At 69.2% G+C, this 13,021-nt stretch carries 7 protein-coding genes; 5 read left to right on the forward strand and 2 right to left on the reverse strand.

All coding sequences use genetic code 11. From position 1 onward, the window contains the following. Positions 1 to 67: 67 nt before the first annotated feature. Positions 68 to 616 (reverse strand): BON domain-containing protein, encoded by a 549-nt coding sequence (locus tag ACFY4A_RS21890; protein WP_390831044.1) that lies wholly within the window; start codon positions 614 to 616, stop codon positions 68 to 70. A 197-nt stretch (positions 617 to 813) separates the two neighbouring features. Between ACFY4A_RS21890 and ACFY4A_RS21895 the strand changes: the two genes are divergently transcribed. Together ACFY4A_RS21895 and ACFY4A_RS21900 are read left to right on the forward strand one after the other, a co-directional pair. Further along, positions 814 to 7,059 carry a DNRLRE domain-containing protein gene (locus ACFY4A_RS21895; protein WP_390831073.1) on the forward strand — a complete coding sequence of 2,082 codons (6,246 nt, stop codon included), beginning with the start codon at positions 814 to 816 and terminating at the stop codon, positions 7,057 to 7,059. 131 nt (positions 7,060 to 7,190) lie between these two features. Beyond that, positions 7,191 to 7,469, forward strand: coding sequence for a hypothetical protein (locus ACFY4A_RS21900; protein WP_390831045.1), 279 nt, complete (start codon positions 7,191 to 7,193; stop codon positions 7,467 to 7,469). 554 nt (positions 7,470 to 8,023) lie between these two features. Here ACFY4A_RS21900 and ACFY4A_RS21905 read toward each other — a convergent pair. Next, positions 8,024 to 8,944, reverse strand: a complete 921-nt coding sequence (locus tag ACFY4A_RS21905; protein WP_390831046.1) for a LysR family transcriptional regulator — start codon at positions 8,942 to 8,944, stop codon at positions 8,024 to 8,026. A gap of 193 nt (positions 8,945 to 9,137) precedes the next feature. On the opposite strand from ACFY4A_RS21905, the gene ACFY4A_RS21910 reads away from it, so the two are divergent. From ACFY4A_RS21910 to ACFY4A_RS21920, 3 genes are read left to right on the forward strand one after another with little or no spacing between them, the layout of a single operon-like run. Continuing rightward, positions 9,138 to 9,935 (forward strand): enoyl-CoA hydratase/isomerase family protein, encoded by a 798-nt coding sequence (locus ACFY4A_RS21910; RefSeq protein ID WP_390831047.1) that lies wholly within the window; start codon positions 9,138 to 9,140, stop codon positions 9,933 to 9,935. A 35-nt stretch (positions 9,936 to 9,970) separates the two neighbouring features. Further along, entirely contained in the window at positions 9,971 to 11,611 is a 1,641-nt protein-coding gene (locus tag ACFY4A_RS21915) for an acyl-CoA synthetase (RefSeq protein ID WP_390831048.1), read from the forward strand. Beyond that, a complete protein-coding gene (locus ACFY4A_RS21920) occupies positions 11,608 to 12,969 on the forward strand; it encodes an MFS transporter (protein WP_390831049.1) in 1,362 nt (453 codons plus the stop codon). The genes ACFY4A_RS21915 and ACFY4A_RS21920 overlap by 4 nt, the downstream gene beginning before the upstream one ends. Positions 12,970 to 13,021: the final 52 nt, after the last annotated feature.

The raw sequence follows: 13,021 nt of genomic DNA on the forward strand, positions 1-13,021 counted from the left end.
TCCCTCGGGGCCCCACAGAGCGGGCCGAACCAGGTGGACCCCGCTGCGGCAGGCGCCCGCGCGGTGGTCAGCCCTTGGCGGTCCTGTCGTCCATGGCGTAGTCGATCAGCGGCCTGACGGTGACCGCCCCGTCCACGCCCTCGGCCAGCCGTTCGGCGATCTGCGCAGTGCTGCGTTCGTCGACGTCGCCGCGCAGGGTGACGACGCCGTCGTGAACCTGGACCTGCAGCTCCTGCCCGCTCAGCCGCAGGATCGCTGTCAGGACTTCGTCGCGTATCTCCTGGCGTATCTCCTGGCGTATCTCCTCGTCGGAGCGCAGAAAAACGTGCAGCAGGTCCGGGCGAAGAAGACGACCACGGGGGCCACCGACCCGGCCAGCTTGAACCCGGAGCGGCCAGGCTCCTTCGTCTTCCGGTGTGTTGGCCGCAGTTGAGGAGGAGGGGAGGCGAGTGGTCTGTGCCCGTGCCGGACCGTGGAGGAGTGAGTGATGGGGCTGGGTGTGTGTCAGTGCTCCGTCGTCGAGTGCCTCCGCACTCTCTGAACCCTCCTGCATGCCGGAGAAATATCGGTTTCCGAGTAAAGTGATAAAGGTCACGGTCTTGATGTGCCGGTTCAAGATCCTTTTACCTCTCGCTTGCCGCCTTTGGTCTCTTTTTGCTTCCGCTAGCTTCACAACTGCGCCATATCTGTGGCGCGTTCGAGAAGTGAAGAGACCGGAGAATCGGGATGATTCGCAATCATGCGTCTTGCCGGCGCAGACGTTCCTGGTCTGGGGGGAGCACTCGCTGGATAGCGGGAAGCCTGTCCCTGGCCCTGGCCGTCACGCTCCTTGACGGGGCGTACACCTCGGCCCTCGCCACGCCACAGATTCCCAAGGAGACGAAGAGCGCGGCCGCCACGCAGGCGGCGGACATCCCGTCGGCGCGCGTCGCCGCCCGGCTGTCGGGCAAGCGCGTGGAGGCGCTCTCGGAGCGCACCGAGACCTCCACGACCTGGGTGAACAAGGACGGCTCGCTCACCACCGAACTCACCGCCGGACCCGTCCGGTTCACCGACGAGGCCACCGGAGAGTGGCGCGAGGTCGACCTGGACCTCGTCCAGGGCGCCGACGGGACCGTCGCGCCCAAGGCCCACCCGCGCGGGCTGCGGCTGGCCGGCAAGTCCGGGACCCCGGCGAAGTCACTGAACGCCGCTCAGCAGGCCGAAGCCACCGACCTGGTGACCCTGGGCGAGGGCGATCAGCAGATCACCCTGCAGTGGAAGGGCGGCCTGCCGCAGCCGAAGCTGGACGGCACGCGGGCGGAGTACGTCAACGCCGTCCCCGGCGCGGATGTGGTCGTGGCGGCCACCCGGACCGGCTTCGAACAGTACGTCGAACTCAAGCAGCGCCTCGAAACCGGTGACGCGGACGGCTACTCCTACACGCTGCCGCTGAAGGCCAAGGGCCTGAAGGCGAAGCAACTCGCCGACGGCAGTGTGCTGTTCACCGACAAGAAGAACAAGAAGCGGGCCGTCATGCCCGCGCCGGTGATGTGGGACGCCACCGTCGATGAGCGCTCCGGTGAACACACCCGCAAGGCCAAGGTCGGCCTGAAGGTGGTCCAAAAGGGCGCCTCCGTCGACCTGGTGATCACCCCGGACGCCGAGTTCCTCACCGACCCGGACACCCAGTACCCGGTCACCATCGACCCGTCCACCTCCTCGCTGTCCAACGTCTTCGACACCTACGTGCAGCAGGGCGAGACCGTCGACTGGTCGGCCGACACCGAGCTGGACTTCGGCAACCCCGGCACCAAGAACGCGGACGGCACCCCGCGCACCGCGCAGACCTTCATCTCCTGGAACACCACGCCGGTTCAGGACGCGCTGGTCCTGGACGCGAAGCTGTCGCTGTACAACTTCCACTCGGGCAACACCGACTGCAAAGCGTACCCGTGGGAGGTGTGGTCCTCCGGCGCCGCCTCCACCTCCAGCCGGTGGACCAACCGCCCGACGATGACGGCGAAGAAGGCCACCTCCACCGAGACCCGCGGCAACCCGTCGTGCACCAGCACCCAGCCCAAGGGCTGGATCAACGCCGACATCACCGCATTGGTGCAGGAGTGGGCGTCGGCCAAGGCCACCCGCGGCCACATGGGCATCCGCGCCACGGACGAGTCGGTGGTGGCGCAGTGGAAACGCGTCAACTCCGCCAACGCGGCCACGAACCCGCCGAAGCTGGTCGTCAACTACAACTACCGGCCGCGCACCGGCACCAAGCAGGAGGCCGGACCACCGTACTTCTCCTACAGCGGCACCTACGTCGTCAACACCACCGCCCCGACCCTTCGGGACACCTTCGTCGACGCCGACGGCGACAAGGTCAACGGCACCTTCCAGATCTACGACAACGCCACCAACACCCAGGTCGGCAACGTCCTGGTGTCGAAGTACGTGCCCTCCGGGCAGGTCGCCTCGGTGACCGTGCCCTCCGGCGTGCTCGCGGACGGCAAGACGTACAAGTTCCGCACCAGCCCGTACGACGGCACGCACTACAACACCGGCTGGTCGGCGTGGAAGACCTTCACCGTCGACACCAAGGCCCCGTCCGCCCCGACGAAGATCGCCTCCACGGACTATCCGTCGGACAAGTGGGTCAAGGGCACCGGCCAGGCGGGCACGTTCACCGTCACCCCGCCCGCCGGCGGTGACCACGACTGGCTGGAGTGGTCGCTCGACGGGGTGACCTGGACCAAGGTCCCGACCGGCGGCTCGACCGCTGACAAGGCCATCAGCGTCACCCCGCCCAAGGACGGCACGCACACGCTCCAGGTCCGCTCGGTCGACAAGGCGGACAACAAGTCCGAGCCGGCCGAGTACGTCTTCCACGCTGGTCCCGGCGGCTTCATCCAGCCCGCCGAGGGTGAGCGCACCGCACGCCGCCTGCCGCTGGTCGCCGAGGCCGACGCTGCGAAATATGACAAGGTGTCGTTCTCCTGGCGCCGCTCGGAGGCGGACGACTGGGTGATGATCCCGGCCGGTGATGTGACCTCCGGTGGCAGCCCGCTGACCGCGTGGCCGGTGCCTGTCACCAACGGCAGGAACAGCACCCTGGTCTGGAACACCACCGACACCGTCAACCCGGACGGTTCGATACAGGTCAAGGCCGACTTCACGGGCCCGAACAGCGCCTCCGGCAGCACCCAGCCGCTGTCGGTCGTGGTGGATCGCAACGCCGACGGCGCCGCCGCGGCCGAGGCCGGCCCCGGTTCGCTGAACCTGCTCACCGGCGACTACACCCTGTCGGGCACCGATGTCTCGCTGTTCGACACGACGGTGACCCGCGCTGCGTCCTCGCGTACCCCGCAGGCAGGAGCGGCCCAGGACGGCCAGGCTGCGATCTTCGGCAAGGAGTGGACGAGCGGAACGGCGGCCCAGACCGTCGAGTCCGACTACTCCGAGCTGGTCAAGACCTCCGCGACCTCGCTCGACGTGGTCACCACCGACGGCGAGACGATCTCCTTCACCGCGAACGCGGCCAAGACCGGCTGGATTCCCGAGCCGGGAGCCGAGAACCTCACCCTCAAGGGCAGCTTCTCCAGCGGCGACTTCACCCTGTCGGACACCGAGGGCACCGTGACCACGTTCAGCCGCGTGAACTCCTCGGCCGCAGCGTGGACCGTGTCGCGTTCCTTGATCGACGGCCAGGCACACTCGACCACCGAGGTGGTATCCGAGGCCGTCACGGTGGACGGAAAGGTGCTCGCACGGCCCAAGCATGTCATCGCTGCCACCAGCGCGGTGAGCGTCGGCACCTGCGAGACCGCCCCGGCCACCCGGGGATGCCGCGTCCTGGAGTTCGTCTACGCTACCTCGACTACGGCCACGGCGGGCGCCTTCGGCGATGTCAAGGACCAGGTGGCGGAGATCCGCGCCTGGGCCACCTCGCCGGGAGCCACGGTCTCGACGGCGACGACCGTGGCGAAGTACACCTACGACACCTCCGGCCGCCTGCGCGAGACCTGGGACCCCCGGATCTCTCCGGCGCTGAAGACGACGTACGCCTATGACAGCTTGGGACGGGTCACCCAGATGACGCCGCCCGGCCAGCTGCCGTGGACCTTCGTCTACGGCAAGGTCGGCACCGACCCGGTAGCCGGCGACGGCATGCTGCTCAAGGTCTCCCGCCCCACGCTCAAGGCCGGATCCGCCGACGAGCTCGACGGCAGTACCGCCGAGACCTCCATCGTCTACGGAGTCCCGCTCACCGGCGCCAAGGCGCCCCGCGCCATGGGCTCCGGCGATGTGCAGGCATGGGGTCAGCTGGATGCCCCCACCGACGCCACCGCCATCATCCCCACAGGCTTCACCCCGGCGTCGCACGACGGCGCCAGTCTCACGGCAGACGCCTATGGGCGCGCCATGGTCCACTACCTGAACGCCTCCGGGCGTGAGGTCAACACCCTGGACCCGGCCAAGAACATCACCACCACGGAGTACGACGCTTCCGGCAACGCCGTGCGCGAGCTGTCCGCGGCCAACCGCGCCCTGGCGCTGGGCACTACCGACGCCGACAAGGCCCAGCTGGCCGACCTCGGTATCGCAGCCCTGCCCGCCGGCGAGCGCGCCGAACTGCTCTCCAACCGCAGTGCCTACAACACCGACGGCTCCCGTGAGCTGGAGACTCTCGGGCCGCTGCACCGCGTCGTGCTGGAGAGCGACCTGAAGGACGGCACCACCACGGTGGCAGCCGCCGGCGAGCAGTTGGCCGTCCGTCACCGTACGGTCAACGAGTACGACAGCGGCCGTCCCACCGACGGCACTGCATCCGTCTCCGACAAGGTCACCAAGAGCACCGAGGGCGGACAGCCGCGCAACTGGCCGACGCTCACGGCCGACGCCCGGGTCACGCAGACCGTCTACGACTGGGTGGTCGGCAAGCCCACCAGCACCATCCAGGACCCCGCTGGTCTGGCCATCACCGAGAAGGCGAGCTACGACGCCGCCGGACTCCAGGTCAGCCGGAGCCTGCCCGCGTCCAGCGGATCCGACGCCGGCACCGTGATCACCGACTACTACACGGGTGAGGGCACCGGCGTCTGCGGCGGCCGCCCTGAGTGGGCCGACGAGGTGTGCCGCACCCGCCCGGCGGCGGCAATCACCGGAGGCGGCTCGAACCCGGCGGAGCTGGTGACCACCACGGCCGAGTACGACCGCTGGGGCGAGACCACCAAGCTGACGGAAACCGCGAACGGCAGCACCCGTGTCAAGACGACCGAGTACGACGCCGCCGGCCGTGCGAAGACAGTGACGATCACCGGTGGGCTCGGCACGGCCGTCCCAGCCGTCACCACGACGTACGATTCCGCCAGCGGCAAGGTTGCCACGATCACATCCACCAACGGCGGAACGATCAGGAAGGTCTACGACAAGCTCGGCCGTCTCATCTCCTACACGGACGCCGACGGCGGCGTGACCACCAGCGAGTACGACGCTCAGGACCGCCCGCTCAATGTCACCGACAGCGTGCCGTCCACCACGTCGTACGCCTACGACACCGCGGTCGACCCGCGGGACCTGCCCACCTCGATCACGGACTCGGTGGCCGGCTCCTTCTCAGTCGGTTACGACGCCGACGGTCAGGTGCTGAGTCAGAAGCTGCCCGGCGGCTACACCCTGAGCCAGAGCACCAACCCAGCGGGCATGGCCACGCAGCGCACCTACACCCGGGACAGCGACGGCGAGGTCCTCTTCTCCGAGACCCTGGTGCCCACGGTCCACGGACAGCGGTCGCTCTACACCGGTTCGCTGGGGCAGACCTCCAACCAAAGCTACCGGTATGACAAGGTCGGCCGGCTGGTGCAGGCGGAGGACGACACCGTCGACGCCGTCTGCGTCACCCGCAGCTACGCCTTCGACAAGAACTCCAATCGCAAGACGCTGGCCACCTCGGCCGCACAGCCCGGCCTGGAGTGCACCAGCAGTGGTGCCACGACGGTGAGCCACACCTACGACAGCGCCGACCGGCTGGTCGACTCCGGCTACGCCTACGACGCCTTCGGCCGCACCACGGCGGCCCCGGGCACGACGTTGACGTACTACACCAACGACCTGGTCCGCCAGCAGACCGCCGGCAGCCAGCGTCAGACCTGGACCCTCGACTCCCAGCTCCGCTTCCGCGGCTGGACAGTCGAATCCAACTCCTCGGGCACCTGGACGCAGACCCAGTCCAAGCTCAACCACTACGGCTCCGACGTGGACGTCCCCCGCTGGATCGTGGAGGACACCGCGACAGGGGCGCTCACCCGCAACGTCAACGGATTCGACGGTCAGCTGGTCGCCACCACCGCCAAGACCGGGAACACCGTGCTGCAACTGGTGAACCTGCACGGCGACGTGGTGATGCAGCTGCCGCTGACGGCGGGCCAGGCGCCCACGGTTCTGAGCACCGACGAGTACGGCAACCGCACCGGCACCCAGACCAACGTCCGCTACGGCTGGCACGGCGGCATGCACCGCTCCGCGGAAACCGTCACGGGTCTCACCCTCATGGGCGTGCGCCTGTACAACCCGGCGACCGGCCGCTTCCTGTCCGCTGACCCTGTGCCGGGCGGTAGCTGCAACGCCTACGACTACGCCTGCGCCGACCCCGTCAACAACGATGACGTCACGGGCTGCGCCACCTGCCGCGTCCCCAAACACGCCTGGACCGGCCGGAGCTTCAGCACCGTCCTGCGCACCACCCGGTGGAGCTACAGCAGCTGGCAGAACTACAACTACCACTGGTTCTGGGACGTGGTCAGCGGTGACTACGGTCCCGTGCCGATCACCTCGTGGAAACGCCAGTACCGCTACCGCAAGCAGTACGTCTTCAAATGCAAGGTCGTGGCCTGGTACGGCTGGGGCCGACAGAAGATCCTGGCCACTTACGAGACGCACTACCAGTACTCCTACCGTGACCGCACCACCTACCGGATCGCGTTCACCGGCATCAAGTGGACCCGGACCGGAGGCTGGAGCTGGGCCAGGACGTACATGAGCTACGTGTCCAGCTACCGCATCGTCTACACGAAGGGCTGACCCCCTTCCACACCAGCAACCCATGGTGGTGCCCCGCAGAGACGTTCCACGGGGCACCACCCCTCCCCTGCCGCACGGACCCCACGCTCGAACGGAACGACCCCCTACTCCCTACAGAGACAACTACCCTCATGCTGATCGCAATCGCCGTCGTGGGCATCACGGTCTTCTGCCTCACGCTCTGGTGCTCGCTCACCGTTGCCCGGATGCGGAACCTCCCCGCGTGGCGCCGATACCTCCCCCTGTCCCTCTTCCTGATCGCGCTCGGCGCCAGCCTCCTGCGCGCCTTCGACCTCCCCCAGATAGCCAACGCCATCGCCTTCCCCCTCAACCTCGCGGCCCTCGTCACGTCGCTACACGAGATCCGCACTCGACAGAGCAGAAACCGAGCCGGGCTTCCCACCGGCTGAACCCGCGCACGCGAGCTCAAAGCTGTCGAGAGCCGCATCTGCCTGAATGGTGTGCGGGGTTGTGAGGCAAAGGCCTGGCCCGTCGTCACGGGGAAGGACGACGGGCCAGATCCCCGCCACTGCGCTGACGGTGTAACGACAGCGCCCGCCCCGGGGGGTGTGCCCGGGGCAGACGCCGTCCGCCCCCTGCTCGTCCGCCGTAACCGGTCCACCGGTGGATTCGCCTTCCACCTGTGCTGGTCACCGACCTCGGTGCCGCTCGGCCGCTGTCCCCGCCGAAGCGGCACCAAATCGAACTGCCCCGACAAACCCGCTGGGCGCCGCCCTACGCTCGGCGGGCGTCGGTGGTGCACGGCCGTCCTGATCAATCAACAACTGCGGCAAGGACGGGGCCCGCCGGACCACGCCTGTCAGGGACGCGCGGCACCGGGCCGATGCCTACGGTGCCGGCTGTCAGGGAGAGTTGGGCGTTGAAGCAGGAAGAGCCCCGGGACGGTCAGCTGACCGTGGCAGGAATCCCCGTCCCTTGAGGACCGGGAGCACGTCCAAATCAGTCAGCGGTCTGGGACCTCGTCGATCGGGCGATGTCCCGCCTGGGCGAGTCCTTCACCGACCGCGTCGGTGAAGGCGGCGATGGCCTCATTGTGCCGGGTCGGGACCCAGACCACCGACGTCAGCCAGGCCAGGGGTGCGCCTTCGAGGGGGCGCCAGACCAGGCCGGCGGCCATCGGTGCGGTCGGGGCCTCGTTCAGGTGCACGCCCCGGGCCGCGAGTACCAGCCCGTGCACGAAGTCGGGGTTGCGGGCGTGCCGGATGGCGCCCGGCAGGAAGCCTCCGTCCCGGCATGCCAGCAGCATGTGGTCATACAGGCGTGGCGCCATCACCCGCGGGAAGATCACCAGGGACGTCCCGTCGAGGTCACGCAGCCGGACTGGTGCGTCGTCCTGGGCGCAGGGGTGGTCCTCGCGCAGTACCACTCCCAGCTCGCGCCGGGCCAGCGGGCCGGAGTCCAGTCCGACCGTGTCTGCGGGGTGGCGGACAACTCCGGCGTCCAGTTCGCCCTCGCGCAGCCGCACCAGTTGCTCGTCGGTGGTCAGTTCGTGCAGGTCGATGAGGACGTCGGGGACACGCCGGGAAAAGCTCTCGGTGAGCGTGCGCAGTACGGGGGGTTTGGTGTCCGGCGGTACGCCGACGCGTAGTACGCCTGCTTCGCCGGGCTGCAGCCGGCGCATCGCCTCCCGGGCGGTCTCGACACCGGCTAGGACGGGGCGCACGTGTTCCAGCAGCAGTGCGCCTGCCTCGGTCAGCTGGATCCGTGGCCGTGTCCGGTCGAACAAGCGCATGCCCAGTTCGCGTTCCAGGTCGCGGATGCGCTGGGACAGCGGGGGCTGGGCCATGTGCAGGCGTTCCGCGGCCCGGCCGAAGTGCAGTTCCTCGGCGAGCACGGCGAAGTAGCGCAGGTGGCGAAGCTCCATCGGCACACCATATCGCTGTGATATCGCGGGCAGTCCCGATTGATGTTAGCCAGTTCACATACACGGCTGTTTGCATGGCTGCTCACGGGGATTTCGCTACCGGACTTCTCCCCGTCTCCTCCCCCATCCCGAGGCCGCCCGACGTCACGCGTCGGTGCCCGGCCGCCCACGCCCCAAGGAAAGGAAGGCTGTCATGTCCGGATCCAGTACGGTCGTCGTCGCCCGCCACCCCGTCTGTGTCGGCGACAAGGAGACGTATGTCGCCGAAGTGATGCTCGACCGCCCCGAGAAGCTCAACGCATGGACCGCCGCGATGCGCTTGGAGTTGGTGGCCGCCCTCGAGGCGGCGGGCGCCGACGACCGGTGCCGGGCCGTAGTCCTCACCGGTGCCGGACGGGCGTTCTGCGCGGGGCAGGACCTTGCGGAGACCGCCGCCATCGACCCTGACGACCACGCCGCCGCCGAGGAGTGGATCGACGACTTCGGGCGGCTGTTCCGGGCGGTGCGCGCCTTGGACAAGCCGGTCGTCGCCGCTGTGAACGGTGTCGCGGCCGGCTCCGGATTCCAGTTCGCCCTCCTCGCCGACGTGCGCATCGGACACGCGGGCGTGCAAATGGGCCAGCCCGAAGTGCTCTCCGGCATCCCCAGCATCACCGGTATCTGGGCCATGCTCGGCATCCTCGGCCGGGCCAAGACGGCCGAGTTCGCCCTGACCGGCCGGCTGGTCCACGGCGCGGAGGCGGTGCGGCTCGGGCTGCTGACCCGCCTGGTCGACGAGGACCGGGTCAAGGAGGAAGCGCTGGCCGAGGCTGCCCGGCTGGCGCAGTTGCCGCCCGGTGCCGTGGCGCTGACCAAGGGCAGGCTGCGCGAACTGGACGACGCCGGCCTGGATGAGGCGATCGACGCGGCCAAGAAGGTGCACGCCGCCGCCTACGCCACCGGAGAGCCACAACGCGAGATGGCCCGCTTCCTGTCCGGCCGTCGCCGCTGAACCCGCCCGCCCTGCGTCTTCAAGGAGTTGCCGCCATGTCCACCGGCGTCGCCACCGCCGACCCCGCCCACGACGACGAGGCCGCCTATCGCCGCCTCGTCGAAGACCACCACTGGAGCGTCCCCAAGCGGTACAACATGGCCGCCGACGTCGCCGACCGGCACCCCGGCGACCGGCTGGCGCTGATCTTCGAGGACCACACCGGCCGCCGGGAAAAGGTCTACTGGCAGCGGGTTAAAGACCGCTCCCGGCAGATCGCCGCGCATCTGCACGCCTTGGGCGTGCGCAAGGGAGACCGGGTGGCGGTCCTGCTGCCGCAGCGTCCCGACACCCCGGCCACCTATCTGGGCGTGCTGCGCACCGGCGCGATCCTGGTGACGATGTCGCTGCTGTGGGCCGACGAACCCCTCCGCTACCGGCTCGCCGACTCCGGCGCCACGGTGCTGGTGACGGAGTCCGCGGCGGTGCACCGCGCCGGCGGCTTCGACGGCACCGTCGTCGACGTGGACGATCCGGCGATCGCCGCCCGCGCGCCGCAGTTCACGACCGTGGACACCGCGCCCGACGACCCGGCACTGATCTTCTACACCTCCGGCACGACCGGTGCCGCCAAGGGCATCGTGCACGCCCACCGCACCCTCCTGGGGCACAACGAGTTCCGGTACTGCCACGACCTGCGGCCCGGCGACGTGTTCTACGGTGCGGGCGACTGGGCGTGGTCGATGGCCAAGCTGATGGGCCCGCTGCGGGCCGGTGCCGTGCATCTGGTGTACCGGCCGGCCGCCGGGTTCGACCCGGCCGGCCTGCTGGCCGCCATGGCCCGCAACCGAGTCACCACGGCCCTGGTCAACCCGACTTTCCTGCGCAAGATGCGCCAGGAAGTGCCGGATGCGGGCAGCCGCCACCGGCAGGTGCTGCGGGTGGTGTGCTGCTCCAACGAGCCGCTGACCGGCGACCTCATCGACTGGTTCCGCGAGCAGTTCGGCGTCACCCTGCTCGACTACTACGGTTCCACCGAGTCCTATCCGCTGCTGGGCAACTTCCCCGGCGTCCCCGTCAAGCCCGGCTCCATGGGACGTCCTCTGCCCGGCTGGGACGTTGCCCTGCTGGATGAGAACGGCCGCGAGGTGCCCGTGGGCGAGCCGGGTGAGATCTGCCTGCGGGCCGGCTCCAACCCGCAGTATCCGCTCGGGTACTGGCAGCGTCCCAAGGCGTCGGCCGAGACGTTCGGCGGCACCTGGTACCACACCAAGGACCAGGCGGTGCGGGACGAGGACGGGTACTTCTGGTTCCTCGGCCGCACCGACGACGTGATCAAGACCTCCGGGTACCGTGTCGGTCCATACGAAGTGGAAGCCGTCCTGCGCGACCACCCCGCCGTCGCCGATGCCGGTGTGGTGGGCGTCCCAGACCCGGTGCGCGGCCAGGCGGTCAAGGCATGGATCGAACTCGCACCCGGCCACCAGCCCTGCGATGCGCTGGCCCGCGAGATCTCCGACCACGCCCGCAGGGCCCACTCCCGCTTCGCCTATCCGCGGCTGATCGAGTTCATCGACGAACTGCCCCGCTCGGCCACCGGAAAAATCCAGCGGGCAGCCCTGCGCGCCCGTGAACTCAGCACGCCCGCCGCATCCCTCGCCGCGGGGACACCGAGCCGGAAGGACGGACCAAGATGACGAGCCACAGCCCCAGTAGCGTGCACACCACCGACAATGGCTGCGCCGTCCCCGTGCCCGGCCTGGCCGACGCGCCCGAAGTCCGCCGCAAGGTGGCAGCGGCCACCGCGATCGGCAACTTCGTCGAGTGGTTCGACTCGGGTGCGTACGCCGTCATGTCGGCCACCCTCGCAGGCCTGTTCTTCCCCCAGTACGACACGACCGCGGCCCTGCTCGCGACCTGGGCCATCTTCGCGGGCGGCTTCGTCGCCCGTCCGCTGGGCGCGGTGTTCTTCGGCCGCTACGGCGACCGTATCGGCCGCAACCGGATGCTCGCGCTGAGCGTGCTGTGCATGAGCGGCTCGACGCTGCTGATCGGGCTGCTGCCCAGCTACGCCGTCATCGGCATCACAGCGCCCGTGCTGCTGTTCCTGCTGCGGGCAGTCCAGGGGTTCTCCACCGGCGGCGAGTACACCGGCGCCTCGGCTTTCATCATGGAGTACGCCCCCGAAGGGCGTCGCGCCCGCTACGCCAGCGTCGTCGCGCTCACCGTCGGCCTGGCCGCGGTGGCCGGCTCCCTGACCGGACTGCTCATCACCACCTCACTGGACGAGGCCTCACTGCGCAGCTGGGGCTGGCGCATCCCCTTCCTGCTGGCCGGACCGCTCGGCCTGATCGGCCTGTATCTGCGCAACCGGATCCAGGACACCCCTGTCTTCCGGTCCATGGAACGGCACGAGGCAGTGCGCCACGCACCGATCCGCGACGCGTGGCGCGTGTGCCGCCGCCAGGTGCTGACCCTGTTCGGGTACAGCATCACCAACGCCGTCGGCTACTACCTGATGAGCAGCTACCTGATCGCGTACATGTCGGAGGAGGTCGGCTACAGCAAGTCCCAGGCCATGCTCACGGGATGCGTGGCGATGCTCGCCTACAGTGCCGCCTGCCCGCTGATGGCGGCGGCCAGCGACCGCTACGGACGGCGGCCGATGCTGTTCACGGCGTGCGCGGGCTTCGCGGTGGCCACCCTGCCCGCCTTCTGGCTGATCGGGACATCCCTGCCAGGGGCACTGGTGGGCACGGCGGTCCTGGCGGTGCTCGTCGCGGTGATCGGCACATCGAACGTGCCGGCGATGGCCGAGATGTTCCCCGCCCAGCTACGCGCAAGCGGTTCAGCGCTCGGCTACACCGCCGCCTACGTGCTCTTCGGCGGCACCGCCCCGTTCGTGGCAACAGGGCTGGTCACCCTCGCCGGCACCCCACTCGCCCCCGGCTTCTACCTGACAGGCCTGGCCGTCGTCTCATCCCTGGTAGTCCACCTCTCCTTCCGGGAGACCGTACGGCTGCCGCTGACCCGCACGACAGTCCTGGAAAACTGACAACCACCCGCCCCCAACCAACCGGTGCGCCCGCCCGCATCCCCTCCGCGGG

It is taken from the genome of Streptomyces sp. NPDC001292 (genome assembly GCF_042896465.1).
In the GTDB taxonomy this organism is placed as follows: Bacteria; Actinomycetota; Actinomycetes; order Streptomycetales; family Streptomycetaceae; genus Streptomyces.

Excerpts from the sequence above, each read along its gene's own strand:
- ACFY4A_RS21900 (WP_390831045.1), top strand. The coding sequence starts at position 7,191 with ATGCTGATCGCAATCGCCGTCGTGGGCATCACGGTCTTCTGCCTCACG.
- ACFY4A_RS21905 (WP_390831046.1), bottom strand. The coding sequence starts at position 8,944 with ATGGAGCTTCGCCACCTGCGCTACTTCGCCGTGCTCGCCGAGGAACTG.
- ACFY4A_RS21910 (WP_390831047.1), top strand. The coding sequence starts at position 9,138 with ATGTCCGGATCCAGTACGGTCGTCGTCGCCCGCCACCCCGTCTGTGTC.
- ACFY4A_RS21915 (WP_390831048.1), top strand. The coding sequence starts at position 9,971 with ATGTCCACCGGCGTCGCCACCGCCGACCCCGCCCACGACGACGAGGCC.
- ACFY4A_RS21920 (WP_390831049.1), top strand. The coding sequence starts at position 11,608 with ATGACGAGCCACAGCCCCAGTAGCGTGCACACCACCGACAATGGCTGC.